Origin of the sequence: Clostridium sp. UBA7503, from assembly GCF_002477055.1 — a bacterium.
In the GTDB taxonomy this organism is placed as follows: Bacteria; Bacillota; Clostridia; order Clostridiales; family Clostridiaceae; genus Clostridium_J; species Clostridium_J sulfidigenes.
In genome coordinates, this window is record NZ_DLNT01000028.1 from 105,544 (window position 1) to 126,369 (window position 20,826).

Annotated in this window: 19 protein-coding genes and 1 riboswitch; of the genes, 16 read left to right on the forward strand and 3 right to left on the reverse strand. The window is 30.2% G+C overall.

Going from position 1 to position 20,826, the window contains the following annotated elements:
- Window positions 1-12 precede the first annotated feature (12 nt).
- Both B3630_RS08575 and B3630_RS08580 read left to right on the forward strand, forming a co-directional pair.
- Complete coding sequence (locus tag B3630_RS08575) at window positions 13-2,799, forward strand: DUF4430 domain-containing protein (protein WP_346897247.1); 2,787 nt, start codon at window positions 13-15, stop codon at window positions 2,797-2,799.
- A gap of 67 nt (window positions 2,800-2,866) precedes the next feature.
- Window positions 2,867-3,685, forward strand: a complete 819-nt coding sequence (locus B3630_RS08580; protein WP_346897249.1) for a DUF4430 domain-containing protein — start codon at window positions 2,867-2,869, stop codon at window positions 3,683-3,685.
- Window positions 3,686-3,765: 80 nt separating this feature from the next.
- On the opposite strand, the gene B3630_RS08585 is transcribed toward B3630_RS08580, so the two are convergent.
- Together B3630_RS08585 and B3630_RS08590 are read right to left on the reverse strand one after the other, a co-directional pair.
- On the reverse strand, window positions 3,766-4,386 hold the full coding sequence (locus B3630_RS08585) for a DedA family protein (protein WP_346897251.1): 621 nt from the start codon (window positions 4,384-4,386) through the stop codon (window positions 3,766-3,768).
- A 352-nt stretch (window positions 4,387-4,738) separates the two neighbouring features.
- Window positions 4,739-4,921, forward strand: a riboswitch (cobalamin riboswitch).
- 237 nt (window positions 4,922-5,158) lie between these two features.
- Entirely contained in the window at window positions 5,159-6,334 is a 1,176-nt protein-coding gene (locus B3630_RS08590; RefSeq protein ID WP_346897253.1) for an aminotransferase class V-fold PLP-dependent enzyme, read from the reverse strand.
- Between the two features lie 254 nt (window positions 6,335-6,588).
- Here B3630_RS08590 and yedE point away from each other — a divergent pair, with 254 nt between their 5' ends.
- The 14 genes from yedE (at window position 6,589) to B3630_RS08660 (ending at window position 19,167) form a co-directional block, all read left to right on the forward strand.
- Window positions 6,589-7,686, forward strand: a complete 1,098-nt coding sequence (gene yedE, locus B3630_RS08595; protein ID WP_346897255.1) for a YedE family putative selenium transporter — start codon at window positions 6,589-6,591, stop codon at window positions 7,684-7,686.
- A complete protein-coding gene (locus tag B3630_RS08600; RefSeq protein WP_346897465.1) occupies window positions 7,670-7,885 on the forward strand; it encodes a sulfurtransferase TusA family protein in 216 nt (71 codons plus the stop codon). Before yedE ends, B3630_RS08600 begins: the two co-directional genes overlap by 17 nt.
- Window position 7,886: 1 nt before the next feature.
- The gene (locus B3630_RS08605) at window positions 7,887-8,123 is read left to right on the forward strand and encodes a DUF3343 domain-containing protein (RefSeq protein ID WP_346897257.1); all 237 of its coding nucleotides are present in this window, start codon (window positions 7,887-7,889) and stop codon (window positions 8,121-8,123) included.
- Window positions 8,124-8,485: 362 nt separating this feature from the next.
- Entirely contained in the window at window positions 8,486-9,181 is a 696-nt protein-coding gene (locus B3630_RS08610; RefSeq protein ID WP_346897259.1) for a response regulator transcription factor, read from the forward strand.
- Between the two features lie 88 nt (window positions 9,182-9,269).
- Window positions 9,270-10,193: an ABC transporter ATP-binding protein gene (locus B3630_RS08615; RefSeq protein WP_346897261.1), complete on the forward strand. Its 924-nt coding sequence runs from the start codon at window positions 9,270-9,272 to the stop codon at window positions 10,191-10,193.
- A 71-nt stretch (window positions 10,194-10,264) separates the two neighbouring features.
- A complete protein-coding gene (locus B3630_RS08620) occupies window positions 10,265-10,951 on the forward strand; it encodes an ABC transporter permease (RefSeq protein WP_346897263.1) in 687 nt (228 codons plus the stop codon).
- Window positions 10,952-11,155: 204 nt separating this feature from the next.
- On the forward strand, window positions 11,156-12,058 hold the full coding sequence (locus B3630_RS08625) for a HAMP domain-containing sensor histidine kinase (RefSeq protein WP_346897265.1): 903 nt from the start codon (window positions 11,156-11,158) through the stop codon (window positions 12,056-12,058).
- A 234-nt stretch (window positions 12,059-12,292) separates the two neighbouring features.
- Complete coding sequence (modA, locus tag B3630_RS08630) at window positions 12,293-13,081, forward strand: molybdate ABC transporter substrate-binding protein (protein WP_346897267.1); 789 nt, start codon at window positions 12,293-12,295, stop codon at window positions 13,079-13,081.
- Between the two features lie 130 nt (window positions 13,082-13,211).
- Window positions 13,212-13,877 carry a molybdate ABC transporter permease subunit gene (gene modB / locus B3630_RS08635; RefSeq protein WP_346897269.1) on the forward strand — a complete coding sequence of 222 codons (666 nt, stop codon included), beginning with the start codon at window positions 13,212-13,214 and terminating at the stop codon, window positions 13,875-13,877.
- Window positions 13,878-13,950: 73 nt separating this feature from the next.
- Window positions 13,951-14,928 (forward strand): NAD(P)/FAD-dependent oxidoreductase, encoded by a 978-nt coding sequence (locus tag B3630_RS08640; protein WP_346897271.1) that lies wholly within the window; start codon window positions 13,951-13,953, stop codon window positions 14,926-14,928.
- Between the two features lie 77 nt (window positions 14,929-15,005).
- A complete protein-coding gene (gene queG / locus B3630_RS08645) occupies window positions 15,006-15,995 on the forward strand; it encodes a tRNA epoxyqueuosine(34) reductase QueG (RefSeq protein ID WP_346897273.1) in 990 nt (329 codons plus the stop codon).
- A gap of 35 nt (window positions 15,996-16,030) precedes the next feature.
- The gene (locus tag B3630_RS08650) at window positions 16,031-16,729 is read left to right on the forward strand and encodes a lysophospholipid acyltransferase family protein (RefSeq protein ID WP_035129646.1); all 699 of its coding nucleotides are present in this window, start codon (window positions 16,031-16,033) and stop codon (window positions 16,727-16,729) included.
- 184 nt (window positions 16,730-16,913) lie between these two features.
- Window positions 16,914-18,107: a glycine C-acetyltransferase gene (locus tag B3630_RS08655; RefSeq protein ID WP_346897275.1), complete on the forward strand. Its 1,194-nt coding sequence runs from the start codon at window positions 16,914-16,916 to the stop codon at window positions 18,105-18,107.
- Window positions 18,108-18,213: 106 nt separating this feature from the next.
- Complete coding sequence (locus B3630_RS08660; protein WP_346897277.1) at window positions 18,214-19,167, forward strand: L-threonine 3-dehydrogenase; 954 nt, start codon at window positions 18,214-18,216, stop codon at window positions 19,165-19,167.
- Window positions 19,168-19,253: 86 nt separating this feature from the next.
- Here B3630_RS08660 and B3630_RS08665 read toward each other — a convergent pair whose 3' ends face one another.
- Complete coding sequence (locus B3630_RS08665) at window positions 19,254-20,657, reverse strand: APC family permease (RefSeq protein ID WP_346897279.1); 1,404 nt, start codon at window positions 20,655-20,657, stop codon at window positions 19,254-19,256.
- Window positions 20,658-20,826: the final 169 nt, after the last annotated feature.

Consider the following 20,826-nt stretch of genomic DNA (forward strand, 5'->3'; position numbering starts at 1 on the left):
GGAGGGGATTTTATGAAGAATACATTTAAAAAGAATCTATTATGTTTATTAGTTGCATTACTAATTGGATTTACTCAGTTTTCTACAATTTTTACACAAAAAGTTGAAGCTGCTGATAAGTCTGTAAAGGTGAAGGTTAGGGTTGAAGCTAATGACCATACTATTATTCCAGAAACACAAGTGGATGTAACAAATTTTGAGCTAGAACAGTATAACTGTAATGAAGTTGAAGGGCAACCTAAAGCGATACATGCTATAATCAAAGCTTTAGAAGCCAATGGACTTGATCCAAAAGATCAAAGCAAATTTAACTTTGGACGTGGAAGCTATATATCCAATATTGATGGAGTATCTCAGGGATCATTTGGCTCATTTGATGGTTGGGGATATTATGTTAATGATAATTATACTGATAAGTTAGTTGCAGGTCATGATTTAGTAGATGGTGATAGTATAGTACTATTTTACATGGAAAATTATGTGTATGCACGTTATGGTTACTTTGATAAGAAAGCAGTTAGCGCAAAAACTGGGGAAGATATTTCACTAGACTTAACTGGTAAATACTTTTTCCCAGGTGGAATACCAAATGATGTGGCTTTAGTAGATAAGGCAAAAATAATTATTAATGATAAAGACACTGAATATGTTACTGATGAAAATGGACAAGTAAAACTAAACTTTAATAAACCAGGAACATACATTGTAACTGCGGATAAAAGGGTAAAGGATTGTGATCCCTTTGACTACAGTAAAACTGGAAGACCCTTTAAGGATAAAGTTCTTGACAATAGAATGCTAGCAAGACCATACTGTAAAATAGTCGTTGAACAAAAGGATGAAGTTGCTCCAGAAATAACAACAAATATAAGCAAAACGACAGTAACAAAGAGTGAGCTTGCATTTACAGTAGCTGCTATTGACGATGTTGATGGTAAGGTTAATAGTGAAGTTAAATTAGGGAAAAATGTTATTGAGCATAATGAAGATGGACAATATGTTGTTAATCTTTCTAAGGGTGAAAATAGAATTACTATTAAAGCAGTAGATAAGGCTGGAAATGAAGGTAAGAAGACTATAGTAGTTAACTATAAAGAATCATTACCTATAGGTTCATATGATATTAAGAGTGAATTAGAAAAAACTAAAAACTATATGATAGCTAATAATGGTGATGAGTGGTCAGCTTTAAGTTTAAGTAAATTTGGAGTTAAAGGTAATAAAGAAAGCTTTAACAATATAGTTAAACAATTTAAGAGCGGAGTAGAGGAAGACGGATTATCAGAGTATTTTTACAAAGATACAGATCTTGAAAAAATGATAATGTATGTTACTAGCCAAGGTTATAATCCTTATAATTTCTTAGGTCATGACTTGGTTAAAGAGTTATTTAACAGAGATGTAAAAGAATTTAATAGATATGCACAGATATTTGGACTGATGGTTTACGATTATTGTAATGTAAGTGGAGAATATAAAATCACAAAAGATATACTAGCTAAGGAGTTAGCTAACAGTAAAGTGGTTTATGACGTAGATGGAAATGAATATTGTGGATGGAATATATGGGGTTCCGATGTAGATGTTGATACAACTGCTGCTGCAATAAATGCGTTATCAAGCTATTATGATAATAATAAAGAAATTAAAGATACTATTGATAAAGCAGTTAAGACATTAGCATTAATGCAAAAAGAAAATGGATGTTATGAAGCTTGGGGAAGTGAAGCTAGTGAAAGCATTAGTTTTACAATTTTAGGACTTACATCAATAGGTGTTGACCCAGCTGGTGAGTTATTCACTAAATCAAATGGAGAAGACGTAAACAATTTAGTTTCTGCCTTGCTTACATTTAAGGGTACTGATGGTCAATTTAAGCATACAACAGATACTAATAATAATTACATGTCAAGTGAGCAGGCATTAAGAGCTTTAATTGCCTTAGAGCAATTTAGAGGAAATGGTAAATATAATTATTATAAGAGTAATATTGATGCAAAATTATTACCCGTATATATTGAAGGTAATAATAATCCTGTAGTTAATGTTCCAAAAGATACAGATGATATCAAAATACCTATAGGTATAATTAAGAGTTCAGAGTCAAATGAAGTAGTAGTAAATTGGAATGATACATCTTTGAATATACCATCTAAGATTTTTGATTCATATACAGGAATTTTAGAAGATTATCAGGTTATTTTAAAAAGAGAAGTTTTAGATAAAAATTCTAATATATTAAATATAAAAAATGGATCTAAGGTCATAGGTAAGGTTTTTGATTATACTATGTCAGTAAAAGATAATAAAGGAAAGATAACTGAAATAAAGGATTTTGGCAGCAATAAAGTAAAGGTCGTAATAAAATTATCAAAAGATGATATAAAGGGAATAGATGTTTCAAAATTAGCAGCATATTATTACAATGGTACTAAGTGGGAAAAAATAGATGGTGGTAAATTTGATAATAATAATTTAACATTTACCTTTGAAACTACACATTTTAGTGTTTATAGCTTGATGGTTAAAGATGATCAATCTAAGGATAATAGTGATAAAACAGATGAGGAATCAAATAATAAAACAGATAATGAAATAAATAATGATACGGATAACAAAACAAATAACAAAACAAACAATGGTGGTAAGAGTGAGTCCAATACCGTTAATGGTAATAAAGCAGACGAGCTTCCTAAAACAGGAAAAGCTATGGATCTAAATTTACTAATAGCTGGTGCATTGATTTGTATAGTATCAGGGATTGTTTTAATAAAAAGAAAAAGAATTAGTAATAACTAAAATAGTAAATACATAAGGAAGCTGTAGGCTTCCTTGTGTATTTATTAGAATTTAGAGAGAAGGTGCTATGTTGAAGGGGAAAAATAAGATATTACTTATAATTTCTGCTCTTATAATTTTTGCGGGAATGTTTGTTTTTGCACAAAAACTTCAAAAATCATACAATAATACAATTTCTGAAAAAGCTACAATCACAGCTGAGCAAGAAAATAAAGAAGACAGCAAAAATGATAAAATCAATAAGGAAGTAAGAGATAAGGAAACTAGTACGGACAAGACTGATAATAAAGAAGATAGTAAGATTAATAGAAGCAATAAAGAGACTAATGATAAAGAAAATATCATAGTTAATGATTCATCTAAAGTTAAATATAATTCTGATTCTAACACTGAAAAGAACTCTAATGCTAATAGATATAATTCAAAAAATTCATCTGCTGAAAAGAAAAAAACTTCAAGTAAAAAGGAAGAATCATCAAATTCATCAAATAGTTCTAAAGCAACTGTAGAACATAAAAAGGAGGAACCAGCTCCAGAGGTAAAAGATGAAACTCCAAACTTTATAGTAATTGATACAATAAGTAATAAAACACTAGCTTCTAAACATGTAGATTATGATAATATTACTGTTGCTCAATTAACATTCAAGGTTTTAGATGAGTTAGGGATAAAATATAGAACTACAGGCTTTAATGATACAACATACTTTGCATCTATTGCAGGGCTTAGAGAGAAAGCAGCTGGTCCTTTAAGTGGATGGTGCTACTATGTAAAGAAAAGTGGTAGTAATGAATTTGTTAAACCTAATGTGGGAACTGGAAGTTGGGTTTATAATAAAGGTGATACTGTGATATGGAAATATTGGAAGGATGGAGTTAATAATTAATTTTTATCAATGCCAATATTAGTTAAATATATAAATAAGAAAGTACCTATTAGAACTGAAGGCACTTTCTTATTTTTTAATTACTCCAAGGAATTCTTTCTTTTTTTAATAAATTTATAAGCTAAGAATCCAAAATAAATCACTAGAATGGCTATAGCTACCATAGAATAATCTTTTAAAATCTTTTGAATTAGGTCAGTATTTTCACCTAAAAAATATCCTAAAGATATAAGAATTATGTTCCAAATAGTTATACCCCCAAGGGAGAATAGTATAAATTGAGAATAACTCATTTTTACAGCCCCTACAGCTAGAGATATGTAAGTTCTAGTTAAAGGGAATAATCTACTTAGAAACACAGCAGGTTTTCCATACTTATCAAGAAATAAATCTAACTTATTGAAACTCTTTTTTGCACCAGATGATTTACTACAAAGCCAATTTATTATAGGAGAACCTCCAAAGTATCCAATGGTATAGCAAAGAGTTGAACCAATTAATCCTGCTCCAGTACTAAGAAGAATAACTCCAATAAAGCTAAAGTTACCATAAGAAGCTAAAAGCCCTATAAAAGGTAAAAGTACTTCACTAGGCAATGGAAAACAGGAATATTCTAAAAATACCGCTAGGAATACACCAGGATATCCAAATCCTTGTATAGTAGTTATTATTGTATTTAAAAAATCATTTACAAAATCCATATAAGCACCTCAAATTTATATTTTAAAATATAATTAAATAAATGTATTATAAACTTAGAGTGTATAAACTTAAAGTTTAATTAAGTTAAGTTTATGTTAAATAAAGTATATTGTAATATATTATTAAAGTTTTAAGGATATAACTTTTATGTATAGTTACTTATACTTTTATATTAAAGCAAATTAATAACAATAATAAGTGTATTGTATAAGATACTAAATGAAAATCAAGGAAAAACCTTGAATTACATAGGTAAAAGTAGTATAATAATATTGTAGTTGATACACTATATTATATTAAAAAACAATATATAACGTTAGCTTACATAAGCTGATTAATAAAGAGAAAATTTAATATAAAAATAATAGAGGTACAAAGTTTAATACTTTGTTTAAAAGGGAAGTAAGTGAAAATCTTATACGGTCCCGCCGCTGTAATGGGGAGAAGCTTCTTAAAGCGCCACTGACTAATGTTGGGAAGGCTGAAGCAACTATGAACCAAAGTCAGAAGACCTGCCTATATTAATACACTAGATACTCTACGGTAGATGGAGGGGTGTTATAAAAGAATAGATATATATTAAAGTATTGCGTATACTTTAATGTAATTTTTCTGTGATTTTTATACCCCTTAACTGAAGAGTTAAGGGGTTTTGTTGTTAAGTAAATATATAACTTTATATCCCCAATAATTATTGCCCTATAAAAAATTTATATATAATAATTAGAGGTTTGAAGATATTGTATCTTTGAGCCTTTAATTATTTTTTTGTTAAAAACATAGAGTATTATTATCTGATGAAGCAATTACTTCTTTAATAGCATTAACAGCATATAATACATCATCTTCAGTGTTAAAGGTGCCAAAGGCGAATCTTACTGTTCCGTTAGGGAAGGTGCCTAAGGTCTTATGAGCTGATGGTGAACAATGAAGCCCACATCTCACAGATATGCCGTATTTTTTAGATAGCATATGGGATATTTCACCATTATCACCCTTAGGAAAATCAATAGATACTACAGAAGTCCTATTTTCAGCAGAGGATAGTCCCAGAACTTTAAATTCTTTTATATCCTTAATGTTATCTAAAAATAGTTTAGTTAATTTCATTTCATGATCTTTTATATTACTAAGTCCTTTTTCCTTTAGATATTTTAAGGCTGCATTTAAGCCAAATATTCCAGGTATATTTGGAGTACCACCTTCAAATTTATCAGGCATGTAATCAGGTTGAATTTCATATTCAGAGAAGCTACCAGTACCACCTTCTATAAGAGGAGTAGTTAATTTAGCTAACTCATCTTTTATTAAAAATCCACCTATACCTTGAGGTCCAAGAAGTCCCTTATGACCAGTAAAACATAAAACATCTATATTCATTTTCTCCATATCTATTGGAATTGATCCAGCTGTTTGTGCTGTGTCTGCAATGAAGTAAATATTATTTGCCTTGCAGAACTGTCCTATTTCCTCAAAGGGCATAATAGTTCCACATACATTAGAGCTATGAGTCATTACTACAGCTTTAGTATTAGGCTTAAGGTATTTATGTAAATTAGATGGGTTTAACTGTCCTAGGGAATTACAAGGTACTACAGAGTGCTCTATACCTTTACTTTGTAAGGCGTTTAAAGGGCGAAGTACTGCATTATGTTCCATAGAAGAAGTAATCACATGGTCACCAGTCTTTAAAAATCCTTTTAAAATAACATTAAGACTATGAGTTATATTGCTAGTGAAAATTACATTTTCAGGTTTTGAAAAATTAAATAGTTTACAGAGCAGTTCTCTAGTTTCATAGACTATGTTTTCTGCATTAAAGGAACTATCATAACTACCCCTATTTACATTTCCACCTACATTAACAATATAATTTGCCATAGCTTCAGCTACAGAATTAGGTTTAGGAAAGGATGTAGCACCATTATCTAAATATACTTTTCTCATAATTACCTCCTTAAATATATATCTTATATCTAATTAAAGTTTTAAAAAATTTTTTTCCTACATTATTATATCATAGGGAATTAAATATAAAGATTTTATATGCTAGGGCACATAAATATTAAAAAAACAAATAGATTGTCCTTCATCTATTCGTAATAAAAATTTAATAAAAATATAAATATATGTTAAAATTTACTTTAGATGAAGTATTATCAAAATTTATTATATTTATCAAATATATGGGGGGATAAACCATGAAAGAAAAAAGAGGTATAATTTTTGCTGGTGGAATCATTGGTCTATTATCTGTAGCTTTGGTGTATTTAGGAAATCCTAAAAACATGGGTGCTTGTATAGCCTGTTTCTTAAGAGATATAGCAGGTGCTGTAGGACTACATAGAGCTGAAGTTGTACAGTATATAAGACCAGAAGTAATTGGTATAGTTTTAGGGGCATTTATAATTGCACTATTTACAAAAGAATTCAAAGTAAAGGGTGGTTCTTCACCATTCTTAAGATTTATTCTTGGTGCTATAGTTATGATTGGTGCTTTAGTATTCTTAGGATGTCCACTTAGAATGGTACTTAGAATTGCTGGTGGAGATTTAAATGCTGTAGTAGGCTTACTTGGATTTGCAGCAGGAATATTTGTTGGAATTCAATTTTTAAACAGAGGATTTACTTTAAAGAGAAATTATAATTTAACTACAGCTGAAGGATATGCAATGCCAGTGATAGCAATAATGTTATTAATATTATTAATAGCTGCTCCAGCATTTATATTCTTTAGTGCAAAGGGTCCAGGTTCTATGCATGCACCTATATGGTTTGCTTTATCAGCGGGACTTATTATAGGAATTGTAGCACAAAGAACAAGACTTTGTATGGTAGGTGGAATTAGGGATTTAATCATGTTTAAAGATAGTTATTTGATGTGGGGTTTTATATCAATATTTGTAGTAACATTAATAGGAAACTTAGTTCTGGGAGATTTTAAACTAGGTTTTGTTGAACAACCTATAGCTCATAATGATGCATTATGGAACTTTATGGGTATGTTAGTTGCAGGTTGGGGTTCAGTACTTTTAGGAGGATGCCCATTAAGACAATTAATACTTGCTGGAGAAGGAAATGCAGATTCTGCGATCACAGTAATGGGAATGATTGTTGGGGCAGCTTTTGCACATAACTTTAAATTAGCATCTTCAGGAGAAGGTCCTACTGGCAATGGAAAGATTGCAATATTTATAGGAATAGTAATATTATTAGGGATTTCTTATTTCTGTATGAATAAATCATTTAACATAAGTAAGAGTAAAGCTGATAGCAAAGGTGGTGTTTCTATTGGTTAAGGTAGATGCAAGGGGAATGAGCTGTCCTCAACCAGTTTTAATGGCTAAAAAAGCATTAAGTGTAAATAAAGATGGATTTGAAATATTAGTTGATAATAATGTGGCGAAGGAAAATGTTTCAAGGTTTATTAAAAATGCAGGGTTAAATGCTGTAGTTACAGAAGTAGAAGAAGATTTTCTAATAAAGGCCAATAAATAGAATGGAATATATTGGAGTTTTTTTCACACACTCAGGGGCTATAAAATATCATAGATATTTAGAGAGTCTTGAAATTACTAATGAAACTATGCCAGTCCCAAGAAGGCTTAGCTCTAACTGTGGAATTGGAGTTAAATTCACTACAGACAGAGAGATAAATAATATGATAACTGAAGATATTGAAAAGATATTTAAAATTGAAAATAATGAAAGCATTCTTGTATATGAATGCGAATAAATGAAAAGAATCTATCTGTAACAGGATAGGTTTTTTTACTCTGTTTATCCGATGACTACCAGCTCTAATACTCCTATCTTCTTCGAAGTGGGAGTAAAAGAGCTGGTACGTCCCTGGATAACGATTTCTAAAGCTTCAGAGAAGCTAAGAGCTCTGTTAATCCGATGACTACCAGCTCTAATACTCCCATCTTCTTCGAAATGGGAGTAAAAGAGCTGGTACGTCCCTGGATAACGATTTCTAAGTATCAAATAAATTGACACTAAGAACTCTGTTTATCTATAGTTAATTATGTGATATAAAGTATATAGAGAATATATATGTAAGTTCCATTACGATACTAATAAAGAGGGGTGTTATATATGGAAGAAAGAATATCTATTTTAGTAGTAGAAGATGATGTAGATATAAATGGATTACTATGCAAAATTCTTAAAAAACAAGATTATGAAGTGAGCAGTGCATATTCAGGTAGTGAAGCTAGAATGTGCATTAACATGTATAATTATGATTTGATTCTTTTAGATTTAATGTTACCAGGATTAACTGGAGAAGAGTTGATAGGAGAAATCAGAAAATCAAAAACTATGCCAATTATTATTATCTCTGCGAAAACTGAGATTTCAGATAAGGTAAAGCTACTGAAATTAGGAGCAGACGACTATATTACTAAACCCTTTGAGATAAGTGAAGTTACTGCAAGAGTAGAAGCCCAACTAAGAAGATATAAAAGATTTAGTAGTTCAGAGGATAAGAGGCAGGTCTTAGCTTATAAGAATTTAGAGCTTGATAAGGAAGCTATGAAAGTCACAGTAAATGGAAATGACCTTACACTAACGGTAAGAGAATTTTCTATACTAGAGCTTTTACTAACTCATCCTAAAAAAGTATTTACTAGAGAAAATTTGTATAAGAATATATGGAATGAAGAGTTTTATGGAGAAGATAATACTGTAAATGTGCATATTAGTAATATTAGATCTAAGATTTCAAAATTAGATAAGGATACAGAGTATATAAAAACTATTTGGGGTATAGGGTTTACTATGGCTGAATAAACTTTATGATTTCTTTAACTTTTCTTAAGTGTTTATTGAGTTTTGAATTTTATAATAAAGACAATAAGAAAAGGGAAAGGTGAGATTTATGGAAGAAAGTATATTAATTACGAGAAATTTAAGTAAATCCTACGGAAAATTTGAGGCAGTAAAGGCTACTAATATAAATATAAAAAAAGGCTCAATATATGGATTGGTAGGAAAAAATGGTGCTGGTAAAACTACTTTATTAAGGATGATTGCAGGCCAAACTATGATAACTAGTGGTGAAATACAATTATTCTCAGAAACTACGGAAAAGGGTTTAGAGATTTCAAGAAAAAGAATAGGAGCAATGATTGAAACTCCAAGTTTTTTTCCATATTTAACGGCGGAGGAAAACCTTGAGTATTATAGAGTTCAAAGAGGAATAGCTGGTTCAGAATGCATAAAACAATTACTTAAAGATGTAGGACTTGAAGATACTAAAAAGAAAAAATTTAAGAGTTTTTCTTTAGGTATGAAACAAAGATTAGGTTTAGCTCTTGCAATGATGAATAATCCGGACTTTTTAGTTTTAGATGAACCAATAAATGGACTTGATCCAATGGGGATTGTTGAAATTCGTAATCTTCTTTTGAAACTAAATGAAGAGAAAAATATTACCATAATAATTTCTAGTCATATACTAAGTGAATTAGCTAGTATAGCAACGGAATATGGCTTTATTGAGAGAGGACACATGGTAGAACAGATTTCTGCAGAAGAACTTAAGGAGAAGTGTAAAGAATGTTTAGAGATATCAGTAGATAATGCTGAGAAAGCAGCAGTATTGTTAGAGGATAAACTAAATTGTCATGAATATGAGGTATTACCTAATAACATAATTCGAATTTATAAATTTAAAGATACACCTTCTAAGGTAAGCAGTGCAATTGTTAAAAATGGGGTAGAGTTAAATTCTATGAATATAAAGGGAACCAATTTAGAAGAATACTTTGTTTCATTAGTTGGAGGTGTTATCAATGCTTAATTATATAAAAAGTGAATTATATAGAACTACTCATCGTAAATANNCCTTATGTTTTAGTTGGAACTTCTTCATTGATATGTATTCTAGTTAATGCATTGGCATTATGGTTTATGAAAGACCAAGCAGCAATTAACAGAATAACAATGCCAGATATACTAATGATTTCAACAGGTCTTTTTACATTGATTTATTATTCTGTAATTATGATTGTAGATATTGTATTTTCAGATGAACATAAGCATCAAACTTTAAAAAATACAGTATCCTTTGGGATTAATAGAACAAAAATATATTTAGGAAAATTTATTGTAGAAGTGATTGTAGCCACAGTATCTTTAATTATAGTTGCTACTGTGTTAATATTAAGTTCTTATATATGTCTTGGTTTAGGTGGAGCATCTATGGCAGAAACACTTGGTAATTTTGGGAATAAACTCGTTGCTGTATTCCCACTTTGGTTAACAGGAATTGCTATTGCAAATTTACTTGTTTTTAATATTAAGAACAATAATATATTTGCCTTTGCTTATCTAGGAGTTGTAGCTATATTTCCGGGAATAATTAAGCTGCTAGGTTACTATAAACCTATATTTGTAAAGATACAATCATACTTAGTTTCTTACAACATTAAATTTATAGTAACTCAGGACAGGATTCTTTCTGAGGATATTACAAAATTTTATGTACTAGGTATAGTATATATCACTTTAATAACGGTTATAGGAATTATGTCTTTTAGAAGAAGAGAGATAAAATAGAAATTAATTATTTAAATTCACACCTATTTAAATATGAAACGATATGAATATATAACTATATTAATATGAAACTATTTAAATAGTAATATAGAAATCTAGTTAAATATTAAAATAGTTAACTATTTGTTCTGTTTATGGGGAGTTAAGAAGGTTTCGTTATTTGAAGAAATATATTTAGGATGTAAGTCTTGGGAGGAGCATTAAATGATATATATAACTATTTTATTTGGTGGTATAGCAGCATTATTTATAGTGCTCTTTCTACTAAATCGCTATAATATAAGCAATATAAATAAGGAATTAAAGAAGCTTAAGAATATAAAAACCAATGAACAACTAAAGTTAGTAGCCCCTAATAAGAATATTGAACAGATGATAGGTGAAATTAATTTTATATTAGAAAAAAGTCAAAATGATAGAATAGCTCATGAAAAGAGTGAAAGTGAATTAAGAAAGCAAATTGCTAATATATCTCATGATTTAAGAACCCCACTTACATCTATTCTAGGTTATGTACAACTAATTAAAGATAAGTCTACTAGTGAAGAAGAAAAACAGGAGTACTTAGATATTATAGAAAAACGATCTAAGGTATTGCAAAATCTTATTACTAGCTTTTATGATTTATCTAGATTAGAAGCTAATGAATATGACCTAGAATTTAAAAAGGTTAATGTTGAAAGTTTATTGCGTGAAATTGTAGCCGCTTTTTATAATGATTTTATAGATAAAGGCTTTGAAGTAGAAGTTGATCTACAAGAAAAATTACCAGCAATAATTGCTGATGAAAATGCTGTAATTAGAATTTTTACTAACATATTTCAAAATGCTTTAAAGCATGGTAATAAAACTATGTCTATATGCCAAAGGCAAGTAGATGGAGAAATTATTACTACTTTTAGTAATAGGGTAGAAGATTTTACACAGGAAGATTTAGAACATGTTTTTGATAGATTTTTTACTGCAGATAGAATGAGGACAGGACAAAATACAGGTCTTGGATTAACTATCGTAAAGAAACTTACAGAAAGTATGGGACATGAGGTTTCTGCTAGTTTAGAGGATGAAGTCTTTACAATTCAGGTTAGATTTAAATTAAATTTATAGTATAAAATATATAAGTTTTAAATAAGAAAAGAACATTCAAGGCTGAGAAAACGGTTTATGAATGTTCTTTTTTATATAATATATGACTTTAAACTCAATGTTAAAAATCAATCTATTCTATATGAGCATAAAAAGAACATTTTTATATAAGTAATAAAATAGATAAAATGTATTTTAAAGCTATATAATAAGATGTATAATTAATACATAAATATGGAAAAGGATGGGATTTCTTTGAAAAAGTTAAGAAGTATAATAGTAATTACAATTTTAGCTATGGCTTTTGTCGGATGTTCAAATGGACAAGCTACTAAAGAAGAAAACAATAGTGGAGGAAAAAAAGAAATAATAATCTCAGCAGCGGCAAGTCTTAATGAATCTATGGAGGAAATTAAAAAGGTCTATGAAGAAAAAAATAATATAACTTTAACTTTTAACTTTGGGGCATCAGGAGCACTTCAAAAACAAATTGAGGAAGGGGCGCCGGTGGATATATTTATGTCTGCAGGGGAAAAGCAGTTTAAAGCACTAGAGGATAAAGAAATTATAGAAAGGGGAAGTAAGAAAGACATAGTAGAAAATGAACTAGTTTTAATTGTTAATAATGAGTATAAAGATAAAATAAAAGAGCTAGATGATTTAGATAATTTAGATGGACATATAGCTTTAGGTGAAATAGGTTCTGTACCCGCAGGACAATATGCTGAGGAAGCTTTAAATCACTATAATAAGTGGGATGTTATAGAGAATAACATTGTTTTTGCAAAGGATGTTAAACAAGTTGTTGCTTATGTAGAAAGTGGTGAAGCAGCTTGTGGTATTGTTTATAAATCTGATACAGTTAATATAAAAAATTCTGTTGTGGTCACTACTTTTGATACAGCAAGTCATAAAAAGATCATATACCCAGGAGGGGTAATAAAAACTTCTGAAGTTAAAGATGAGGCTAAAAGTTTTTTAGAGTTCTTAGATACTAGTGAAAGTAAAAAAATACTGGAAAGGTATGGTTTTAAGGTTAATTAATCATTAAATACGGATAATTTATAAGCTTCATAGGGAACAATTGCCTGATGAAGCTTATAAATTATACATGTTATACAAAACAGCATTCCAATAGTATATATAAACAATATAAGATGAGGATGATAAGTATATGATGGAGTCCATATTAACACCAGTGACAATTTCACTTAAAGTAGCTTTTGTTGCCACAGGGATAGTTATTATTTTGGGTATAGCATTAGCATGGATATTTTGTAGATATAGTTTTAAGGGGAAGTCAGCATTAGAAACAATAATACTCTTGCCTATGTGTCTTCCTCCTACAGTAGTAGGATATGGAATGCTAATAATCATGGGTAGAAATGGTCCTTTAGGAAAGCTTACTGAAGCTGTATTTGGAGGTACTTTAGTATTTACATGGCAAGGTGCTGCAATTGGAGCTGCAATTGTGGCATTGCCATTAATGTATGAAAGTGCTAAGGCTGGTTTTTTAAACGTAGATATTACATGTATAGAGGCAGCTAGAATATTTGGTGCCGGTGATAGTTATATATTTTTTCATATAGTATTACCTATGGCTTTTGATAGTATTATCAGTGGAGTTATTTTAGCATTCACTAGAGCTTTAGGTGAATTTGGAGCTAGTCTTATGGTTGCCGGTAATATACCAGGAAAAACTCAAACTATACCAATAGCAATATACTTTGCTATGGAAAGTGGAAATAGAACTCAGGGAAATGTGCTGGTAGCAATTGTAGTTGTATTTAGTTTTATTATGGTATTTTGGTTGAATAGATGGAAGAAACTTAGAAAATAATGATAAATACTAAGAATAATAGTATAATAATCTAGGTAGACTTTATAGCGCTTTGGGAATAGGAGGGGATTTCATGGAAGCTTTTGACCTAATAGTTATAGGTGCAGGAGTAAGTGGAGTTATGGCTGCGGTAGAGGCCAAATCTAGAGGAGTAAATAGGGTTATTGTAATAGATAGGGATATAGAACCTGGTGGAGCTATGCTTTCATGTGTTCAGGCAGGTTTTTATTATAAGAGTATAAAAGAAAATTTAGCTGCCCCTGAATTAATAGCAGGATTAGTAAAGGATGCTTTAAATTTAGGAGTAATTATTAAGTGTGATACTACAGTTTTAGAAATAAAAAAGAATAAAGAAGTTGTTATGGTAAATAGTAAGGAAGGAATAAAGACTATAAAATCTAAGTCTATCATTCTTGCCATGGGCTCAAGGGAGAGACCCTTTGGTTATAAAAACATATTAGGTTATGGGTTGGCTGGAATTACCACAGCTTGCTCAACGCTAAAGTATATTAATAGAAAAGGTGTATTACCAGGAAAAAGATGCATTGTATTAGGCTCTGATGATATAGGAATACTTGCAGCAAGAACTTTAGTTTTAGAGGGAGCTAATGTAATAAGTATGATAGAAACCAGTGAAGCTATTAGAGCTGTGAGTAATAAAGCTAAAGAATATGTTGAAGATTTTAATATTTCTATACTCTTTAACCATAGAGTAGTAAAGATATATGGTACCCATAGAGTTACTGGTGTAGATATCGTACATCTAGATGAAGAATATAATGTTATTGAAGGAACTAGTAAATATGTGGATTGTGATACTTTAGTGCTATGTATGAACTTAAAGCCAGATATCGCAATAGCAGAAAAAATGGGAATAGAGATAGAGAAAGAAAAGGGTGGTATATTTATTTCGGATAAAATGGAAACCTCAATAAAAGGAATATTTGCCTGTGGTGCAGTGGTTGATGGGTATACTAATGTGGAGAAGGTCATGAATCAAGGAAAATTAGCAGCTAAGTATACAGCAGAGTATTTGTGTGAAGTACAATAGAGCAAGGATAAACTAATAATAAGCTCAGGATATGGATAGGATATATGTAAAAGAGAAAGTAGGAAATATATAAATTAATGGAAAAATGTATAGATAAAAAACAGAAAATAATAAACTATGCAAAGAAACTTTCTTTAGATATTATTGGATTTACAGAGTGTAGAAGATTTAATGAACTAGAGGAATTTTTCATAGATAGAAAAGAAAATAATCTTTTTAATGAGTTTGAAGAGGAAAATATAGAAAAAAAAATTAATCCAAAGCTTTTAATGGAAAATGGAGAAACTATTATATCAATAGCTTTTCCTTATTATCATGGTGATAAAGGAGAAGGAGATAAAATTTCTATATATACAAGGGGACTAGATTATCACGGGGTAGTAAAAAAATATTTAAAGGAAATATGTGATTATATAGAATCCTTAGGAGGAGAGGCTAAATGGTTTGTAGATAGTAACCCATTACCAGAGAGGTATATCGCAGCTATAAGTGGAGTTGGATTTATAGGTAAGAATAATACTCTTATTACGGAAAAGTATGGCTCCTATGTATTTTTAGGAGAAATAATAACAAATCTTAAGCTACAAGGGGATAAATCAAAAAAATATGGCTGTAAAGAGTGCAATTTATGTATGGAAAAATGTCCAACAAATGTTATAATAGAAGATGTTAAAAAGTTTAATTCTTCACGATGTATTTCTTATTTAACTCAAAAAAAGCACTTAAATCATGAGGAATTAAATATGGTTAAAGGCAAGATTTTTGGGTGTGACAATTGTCAAAAAGTATGCCCACATAATTTAAATGTGGAAGTTTCACCTATTAAAGAATTTCTACCTAAGGAATATATGGAAAAGGTTGATTTATTAGAGCTTATAAATCTTGATAATAAAAACTTTAAAGAAAAGTATATCATGCATTCTTGTGGATGGCGTGGAAAGAATTTATTAATAAGAAATGGGCTTATCAATTATTATTTGAGGTATAATGAAGATAGAGATAATATAGAAGAGAGTATTAACTCACCATACATAAAGGAGTATTATAACAAATTATTCAAGAAGTAGTATGGAGGTAAGTCTTAGGTATAAAGGAGATTTCTATGAAAAGAGATATATTAACAAAGATTTTAAATAAATTACCAGAGAGCCTTTCTGGAAAACTAGCAAGAAGTTATGTAAAGACATCAATAAAAAAGTATGCTAATATGAAGGTTGAAGGCTACGAAAAAATTAAAGGTATAAAGGGTCCAATAATATTTATATGTAACCACTTAAGTAATGCTGATGGTCTAATACTTAACGAACTATTAAAAGACTTTGACCCCACATTCATTGCGGGAGTAAAGCTTTCCAATAACGATTTTACTAAGAATGGATTTAAGTTTATAAAGACCATAGCAATTAAACCTAATTCTGCAGATAAGGATGCCATTAGTAAAATTGTAAAGAAACTTAGAGCTGGAGAAAATATTATGATATTTCCCGAGGGAACAAGAAGTAGAAGTGGTTCAATGATAGAAGGTAAGAAGGGATTCCTTCTAATGGCTAAGTTATCTAAGGCTAAGATAATTCCAATTGGTTTAGCTGGAACAGAAGAATTTTTACCTATAAATGATGGTGATATGGGGGAAGAAAACTTCCAAACAGCTCAAGTTACTGTAAGGTTTGGAGAACCTATATATTTACCTGAAAAACTTAAAGAAGAAGATAAGAATGAATATAATGAAAGAGCTATGTTAGAAGTTATGAAATCTATAGCTGCTCTTTTACCAGAAAAATATAGAGGTGTATATAAATAAGGATTTATTGAAAAACTTATAGTAGATGATATTCTAATTATTTAAAGGAAAAGTATAAGTAGCGGATTTATAAGAGTAAGTGTTAAAAATATTATTATGGAGTATAAATATACTTATATGTGTTATCAATATATTAGCATGTATAGTAAATTTTATTTAATATAATTTAAATGGAGGTAATCAAATGGGAAGCAAATCTTTAAACAATTTCCTTAAAACTAATTTAGAGGACCTTAAAAGTAAAGGGCTTTATAATGAAATTAATGTTATTACAGGACAAAATGGGCCTGTGATAGAAATAGAAGGAAAGAAGCTAATAAACCTATCTTCAAACAACTATCTAGGACTTGCCACTAACAAGAGAATGATTGAAGCTTCAATCAAAGCTACAGAAAAGTACGGCGTAGGTGCTGGTGCTGTTAGAACAATAAATGGAACATTAGACATACATATAGAATTAGAGAAGAAGTTAGCAACATTTAAGCACACTGAAGCTGCAATAGCTTTCCAATCAGGATTTAACTGTAATATGGCAGCGATATCTGCTGTAATGAACAAAAAAGATGCAATACTTTCAGATGCACTAAATCATGCGTCAATTATAGATGGATGTAGATTATCAGGAGCTAAAATCATAAGAGTTGAACACTCTGATATGGATGATTTAAGAGCAAAGGCTAAGGAAGCAAAAGAATCAGGATTATATGAAAAAATAATGGTAATCACTGATGGTGTATTCTCAATGGATGGAGATGTTGCAAAACTTCCTGAAATTGTTGAGATTGCAGAAGAGTTTGATCTAATTACTTACGTTGATGATGCTCACGGTTCTGGGGTACTAGGAAAAGGTGCTGGAACAGTTCACCATTTTGGATTATCAGACAAAATAGATTTCCAAATAGGAACACTTTCTAAAGCTATTGGTGTAGTTGGAGGATATGTAGCAGGATCTAAAGATCTTATCGACTGGTTAAAGGTTAGAGGTAGACCATTCCTATTCTCTACATCATTAACTCCAGCAGCAGCAGGAGCTTGTATAGAGGCTGTAAATATATTAACTGAAAGTACGGAACTTCATGATAGATTATGGGAAAATGGAAATTACCTTAAAAAGGGCTTAAAAGAATTAGGATTTGATATTGGACATAGTGAAACACCTATAACTCCATGCATAATTGGAGATGCTGCTGAGGCTCAAGAATTCAGTAGAAGATTATATGAAGAGGGTGTATATGCTAAATCAATAGTATTCCCAACAGTACCACTTGGAACAGCTAGAGTAAGAAACATGCCATCAGCTGCTCACACAAAAGAATTGTTAGATGAAGCTATTGCTAAATATGCAAAAGTAGGAAGAGAAATGGGCTTAATAAAATAATATTTGTATTAAAAGTAGAGGAGGAATATCCTCCTCTAAAGGTTATAGATTTTAACTAAAAAACATTTAAATAAAATTTAAATAACATTAGATAGGGAGAATCAATATGAAAAGAATATTAGTTAGCGGGTGCTTAGGTCAAATTGGTACGGAATTAGTAACGAAATTAAGAGAAGTTTACGGAGTAGATAATGTAGTAGCTACAGATGTGAGAAAGCCAGAAGGAAATCCAATCGTTGAAGGTGGAATTTTTGAAACTTTAGATGTAACAAACTACGATGAATTCTTATCAATAGCTAAAAAACATAAAGTGGACACTATTATTCACCTTGCAGCACTTTTATCAGCAGTTGCAGAAGCAAAACCACAACTTGCGTGGACTATTAACATGGGTGGTCTTGTAAACGCTTTAGAAGTTGCTAGAGAATTAAATTGTAAATTCTTCACTCCAAGTTCAATAGGAGCATTTGGACCATCTACACCTAAAGTAAATACTCCACAAGATACTATTCAAAGACCAAACACTATGTATGGTGTAACTAAGGTTTCAGGAGAGTTATTATGTGATTACTATAACTCTAAATATGGTGTAGATACAAGAGGAGTAAGATTCCCAGGACTTATTTCTTACGTAGCATTACCAGGTGGTGGAACTACAGATTATGCAGTTGATATTTACTATGAAGCATTAAAAGCTGGTAAGTATACTTCTTTCATTGGTAAAGGAACTTACATGGATATGATGTATATGCCAGATGCTATAAATGCAATAATCACTTTAATGGAAGCTGATCCAAGTAAATTAAAGCACAGAAATGCATTTAATATAACTGCTATGAGCTTTGAACCAGAGCAAATAGCTGAAGAAATTAGAAAGCATATTCCAGAATTTGAAATGTCTTATGATGTAGACCCAGTAAGACAAGGAATTGCAAATACTTGGCCAGATTCAATAGACCCATCTGCTGCTAAAGAAGAGTGGGGCTTTAAAGCTGAATATGACTTAGCTAAGATGACAGTAGATATGCTTGAAAAATTAAAAGCTAAAGGTATAAAATAGAGGTAAAAATAAAGGACTGAATAAAGATAAAATATCTTTATTCAGTCCTATTTATTTTTATATGCTTGTACTATTTAACTATGAAATTAGTGATTAGTTTTCTTCGCTATATAAGGAAGAATTAATCCTAAACCTATTAAGAAGAATGGCGTTGCAATATTAAGTACTAATTGGAATGGATCTGTAGAGTATATACCACCAATACATGCGAAAGCAGTAAATGCAAAACACCATGCTCCTATAATAATACCTAATGTTTTATTTTTTACAAATTTGTATTCAGGATTGAATTTTTCTCCAGCCTTCTTTAAAGCTATGTATGCAACAAATACCCATAAATAACGTAAAGGCATACATACAGCATTTAGTTTTACTAGCCATTTTACTAATTCATCTACATTTCCTATACCAAAAGCAGGTAGAATTATTAAAATTGAAACAATAACTAATATAAGTTTATGTCCATTTATATAAGCACCGTGTTTGTTTTGTACAAACATTTTTTCGGGTATAAACTCTCTATCAGCACTATTAAGTAACATACGTAAAGGTGCATCAATTGATATTATAAGTACTGCAAACTGTCCAATAAGATTTGTAATAGCATAAATAATTACGAAAGTATTTCCTATGTGATAGTATTCACCTAACTTTTGGAAAGCATAATATGCACCGTTAGTCATTAAGTCTTTAGGGACATTATTTGAATCAAACATCATACCTAATGATATAGTTCCTAAAATTGCACATACTGCAACCATAATTGCTAATGCAATCATACCTTTTGAAAAACCAGTTTCTGGGTCTTTAACTTGGTTAACATAAGGTGATATTTTTTCACATCCACCAACAGCAAAGACTAAGATGGATAAGCTAGTAAAGAATTTAACATCAAATGTAGGCATAAAAGTTTTAAATGACCAATCTATAGCATTTAGATTAGCATCTGTAATTGCTGGAGCTGCTAGCATTAAGATGATAAATAAAATAGACATTACGAACATAGATGTTCCTGCAAAGGTAGCTATCTTTTTTAATGGGTTTAATCCCTTTGAAGCAATATATAATGCAATTAAAAATACTACTAAGCAAGATAGTTGTAATAGAGTAGTATTCATATTACTGATTCGTTTGTCTTGGAAAATTGCCCAGCTAGCTGAAATCATGAAACCAGATGGTTTTTGTGAAATATAAGGCATATGAACTACCCAGTATGTCCATCCAGCGTAGTATGCAATTTTTGGTCCTATGGTTTCATGAATCCAAGAACTAACTCCACCACCAGAGTTTTTAAATGCAGAGCCTAATTCACCTACCATTAGTGCATAAGGTACAAAATAAATAGTAAAAATTATTACCCAAGATACGATTGCTTTAAGTCCATTGTACTCAGAGAAGCCGTTAATAACATTACCAAATCCCCATACTGTTGAAAATGCCATAAAAGCTAAGGTGTACCAAAGAATTTGTTTATCCTTTTTTTCAGACATAATTTTCCCTCCTATATTAAATTACGATATTATTATATCATGCTCAATATTTTTTTTACATTTAAAATCAAATATTTTATTATTAATCAAATTATTTTTAAGTTATTATAGAAATTATTAAATATTATTGAACATTTATCTATAAATATAATCTAAATAATTTTTAATA

What these genes read in the sequence shown, in the direction of transcription:
- B3630_RS08575 (WP_346897247.1), top strand. Translation starts at nt 13, where the DNA reads ATGAAGAATACATTTAAAAAGAATCTATTATGTTTATTAGTTGCATTA.
- B3630_RS08580 (WP_346897249.1), top strand. Translation starts at nt 2,867, where the DNA reads ATGTTGAAGGGGAAAAATAAGATATTACTTATAATTTCTGCTCTTATA.
- B3630_RS08585 (WP_346897251.1), bottom strand. Translation starts at nt 4,386, where the DNA reads ATGGATTTTGTAAATGATTTTTTAAATACAATAATAACTACTATACAA.
- B3630_RS08590 (WP_346897253.1), bottom strand. Translation starts at nt 6,334, where the DNA reads ATGAGAAAAGTATATTTAGATAATGGTGCTACATCCTTTCCTAAACCT.
- yedE (WP_346897255.1), top strand. Translation starts at nt 6,589, where the DNA reads ATGAAAGAAAAAAGAGGTATAATTTTTGCTGGTGGAATCATTGGTCTA.
- B3630_RS08605 (WP_346897257.1), top strand. Translation starts at nt 7,887, where the DNA reads ATGGAATATATTGGAGTTTTTTTCACACACTCAGGGGCTATAAAATAT.
- B3630_RS08610 (WP_346897259.1), top strand. Translation starts at nt 8,486, where the DNA reads ATGGAAGAAAGAATATCTATTTTAGTAGTAGAAGATGATGTAGATATA.
- B3630_RS08615 (WP_346897261.1), top strand. Translation starts at nt 9,270, where the DNA reads ATGGAAGAAAGTATATTAATTACGAGAAATTTAAGTAAATCCTACGGA.
- B3630_RS08625 (WP_346897265.1), top strand. Translation starts at nt 11,156, where the DNA reads ATGATATATATAACTATTTTATTTGGTGGTATAGCAGCATTATTTATA.
- modB (WP_346897269.1), top strand. Translation starts at nt 13,212, where the DNA reads ATGATGGAGTCCATATTAACACCAGTGACAATTTCACTTAAAGTAGCT.
- B3630_RS08640 (WP_346897271.1), top strand. Translation starts at nt 13,951, where the DNA reads ATGGAAGCTTTTGACCTAATAGTTATAGGTGCAGGAGTAAGTGGAGTT.
- queG (WP_346897273.1), top strand. Translation starts at nt 15,006, where the DNA reads ATGGAAAAATGTATAGATAAAAAACAGAAAATAATAAACTATGCAAAG.
- B3630_RS08650 (WP_035129646.1), top strand. Translation starts at nt 16,031, where the DNA reads ATGAAAAGAGATATATTAACAAAGATTTTAAATAAATTACCAGAGAGC.
- B3630_RS08655 (WP_346897275.1), top strand. Translation starts at nt 16,914, where the DNA reads ATGGGAAGCAAATCTTTAAACAATTTCCTTAAAACTAATTTAGAGGAC.
- B3630_RS08660 (WP_346897277.1), top strand. Translation starts at nt 18,214, where the DNA reads ATGAAAAGAATATTAGTTAGCGGGTGCTTAGGTCAAATTGGTACGGAA.
- B3630_RS08665 (WP_346897279.1), bottom strand. Translation starts at nt 20,657, where the DNA reads ATGTCTGAAAAAAAGGATAAACAAATTCTTTGGTACACCTTAGCTTTT.